Raw genomic sequence first — 2,819 nt, 5'->3', positions numbered from 1 at the left:
CAGCCACAGATAGCGGCCGGGCTGCGGTTCTTCCAGCGTCTTCAGCAAGGCGTTGCAGGCGGCGCGGTTGATCGCGTCGGCCGGGTCCACCACCACCACCTGGGCCACGCCGTACTGCGGGGTCAGCGCCAGCTTCTGCGAGATCTCGCGCACCTGCTCGATGACGATCTCGGTGCGCAGCTTGTCGCCGGTGCGGTTGGGGATGAACGAGATCAGTTGCAGGTCCGGATGGGTGCCGGCGGCGATCAACTGCGCGCTGCGCAGGGCCGCAGCCGGTTCGCCCTGGCCCAATACGTGCGCGGCCAGCTTCAGCGCCACCGCACGCTTGCCCAGGCCTTCCGGCCCGCAGATCAGCAGGCCATGGCCGAGGCGGCCGGCATCGAGCGCGGCCACGGTCTGGTCGTAGGCGCGCTGCTGCCACGGCGCAAACGGCAGATCGCTCATGGCGTCGGCTCCTGTTGCTGCTGCATCCACGCCGCCAGCGCGGCAGCAACCGCCTGGGCGACCGCCTGTGGCGGCTGGCTGGCGTCGATGACGCGGAAGCGCTGCGGATCCTGCGCGGCGCGCTGGCGGAAGCCGGCACGTACACGCTGGAAAAAATCGTCCTGCTCGCTCTCGATGCGGTCCGGCCACAGGTCGCGGCCGCTGGTGCGGGCGCGGCCGATCTGCACGTCCAGGTCCAGCAGCAGGGTCAGGCCCGGCTGCAGGCCGACCGCGCGGCGCTCCAGGTCGGCGATCCAGGCGCGGTCCAGGCCGCGGCCCTCGCCTTGGTAGGCGTAGCTGGAATCGGTGAAGCGGTCGCTGACCACATAGGCGCCGCGCTGCAGCGCCGGGCGGATCACCTCGCGCACGTGCTGCGCGCGCGCGGCGAACACCAGCAGCAGTTCGGTCTCGGCGGCCAGCGGCTCGGCGACTTCGCCGGGCGTCTTGTCCAGCAGCAGCGCGCGAATGCGTTCGGCCAGCGGCGTACCGCCCGGTTCGCGGGTCAGCACCACCTCGTGGCCCTGCGCCTGCAGCGACTCACGGATCGCGTTGATCGCGGTGGTCTTGCCGGCGCCCTCGCCGCCTTCCAGGCTGACGAAGCGATGGTGACTCAACACAGCCTCGCTCATGGCGTCACCGCCGCGCCGTTGCGCGCCTGGCGCAGGCGCTGCAGGTAGCGCGCCACCGCCGCGTTGTGCTCGGCATAGCTGGAGGAGAACGCGTGCGCACCGCTGCCGTCGCCGATGGCCACGAAGTACAGGCTGTCGCCCGGCGCCGGGTTGGTGGCGGCACGCAGCGCCTCGCGTCCGGGCATGGCGATCGGGGTAGGGGTCAGGCCGGTGCGGGTGTAGGTGTTGTACGGCGTATCGGTCTCCAGGTCGCGCTTGCGGATGTTGCCGTCGTAGGCGCTGCCGATGCCGTAGATCACGCTCGGGTCGGTCTGCAGTTTCATGCCCAGTTGCAGGCGGCGCACGAACACGCCGGCGATCTGCGGGCGCTCGGCGGCCAGGCCGGTTTCCTTTTCCACGATCGAGGCCAGGATCAGCGCCTGCTCCGGCGACTGCAGCGGCAGGTCCTTGGCGCGCGCGCCCCAGGCCTCGGCCAGGGCCTTGTCCATCGCCGCATGCGCGCGGCGCAGCAGCTGCAGGTCGGTGTCGCCGCGCTGGTAGAGGTAGGTCTCGGGCAGGAAGCGGCCTTCCGGATGCTGACCGGGCTGGCCGAGCTTGGCCATCAGCTCGCCGTCGCTGAGGTCGGCGGTGGTGTGCACCAGCGGCGTGGCCGCGTTCAAGGCGCTGCGCAGCTGGCGCACGTTCCAGCCTTCGACGATGGTGAAGCGGTACTGGATCACCTGGCCCTTGCGCATGCGCAGCAGCAGCTCGCGCGGGCTCAGCGCCGGCTGCAGTGCGTATTCGCCGAACTTGAGTCTGCCGGCCACGCCCAGCTCGCGCGCAAGCAGCTGCCACTGCAGATCGCTGCCCTGGGTCACGCCGGCGGCGCGCAGCTTGCGCAGCACGCCGTTGAGCGAGGCACCGCGCGCCACTTCCACGCTGGGCTGGGTCGCCTGCAGCGGTTGCTCGGCGAAGGCGCGATAGCCGTGCCACCACCACGCGCCGGCCGCGGCGAGCAGCAGCGCCAGCACCAGCAATGCCGCCAGCAGGGTCAGACACCCGCGTTTAGCCCAAGCCACGACCACCTCGGAGCGAATTCAATGGCGTGCAGGATACCGCGCGGCCGGCATGGCCCGGTATCGCGTCGCGTCGCCCCGCTCACGGCTCCAGCGCGCGCAGCAGGCCGCGCGCCTTGGCCCGGGTCTCGTCGAGTTCGCGCTCCGGGTCGGAGTCGAACACGATGCCGGCGCCGGTACGGAACTGCACCTGCGCGCCGTCCACCTCGGCGGTGCGGATGAGGATGTTCAGGTCCATGTCGCCGTCGCGGTTGAGCCAGCCGAACGCGCCGGTGTAGGCGCCGCGCGGGGTCTGCTCCAGCTCGGCGATGATCTGCATGCAGCGCACCTTGGGGCAGCCGGTGATGGTGCCGCCCGGGAAGGTGGCGCGGATCGTCTCGCCCGGAGTCGTTCCCGCACGCAGCCGGCCGCGCACGTTGCTGACGATGTGGTGCACGTGGGCGTAGCTCTCCACGGTCATCAGCTCGTCGACCTCGACACTGCCCGGCGCGCAGATCCGCCCCAGGTCGTTGCGCTCCAGGTCGATCAGCATCACGTGCTCGGCGCGCTCCTTGGGGTGCCCGACCAGTTCGCGGATGCGCGCGGCCTCGTCGTCGCCCGGCGCGCGTGCGCGGGTGCCGGCGATCGGCCGGGTCTCGACCACGTCGCCGCG

General features: G+C 71.5%; 3 protein-coding genes and 1 pseudogene. All 4 read right to left on the bottom strand.

Annotation, left to right across the window (positions count from 1 at the left end; translation table 11 throughout):
• Positions 1 to 444 (bottom strand): annotated as a pseudogene (locus D180_RS14500) (DNA polymerase III subunit delta'); the annotation flags it as partial.
• Complete coding sequence (gene tmk / locus D180_RS14495) at positions 441 to 1,112, bottom strand: dTMP kinase (protein WP_017913364.1); 672 nt, start codon at positions 1,110 to 1,112, stop codon at positions 441 to 443. The gene tmk and the pseudogene D180_RS14500, both read right to left, overlap by 4 nt.
• Positions 1,109 to 2,170, bottom strand: a complete 1,062-nt coding sequence (mltG, locus tag D180_RS14490) for an endolytic transglycosylase MltG (RefSeq protein ID WP_043091026.1) — start codon at positions 2,168 to 2,170, stop codon at positions 1,109 to 1,111. The genes tmk and mltG overlap by 4 nt, the downstream gene beginning before the upstream one ends.
• 79 nt (positions 2,171 to 2,249) lie before the next feature.
• Positions 2,250 to 2,819 (bottom strand): chorismate-binding protein (locus D180_RS14485; protein ID WP_017913362.1); only part of this gene is annotated, 570 nt, incomplete at its 5' end.

It is taken from the genome of Xanthomonas sp. SHU 166, from assembly GCF_000364685.1.
Lineage (GTDB): Bacteria > Pseudomonadota > Gammaproteobacteria > Xanthomonadales > Xanthomonadaceae > Xanthomonas_A > Xanthomonas_A sontii.
Note: the sequence above shows the minus strand (reverse complement) of the source record. Positions and strands in the feature narration are given on the sequence as shown.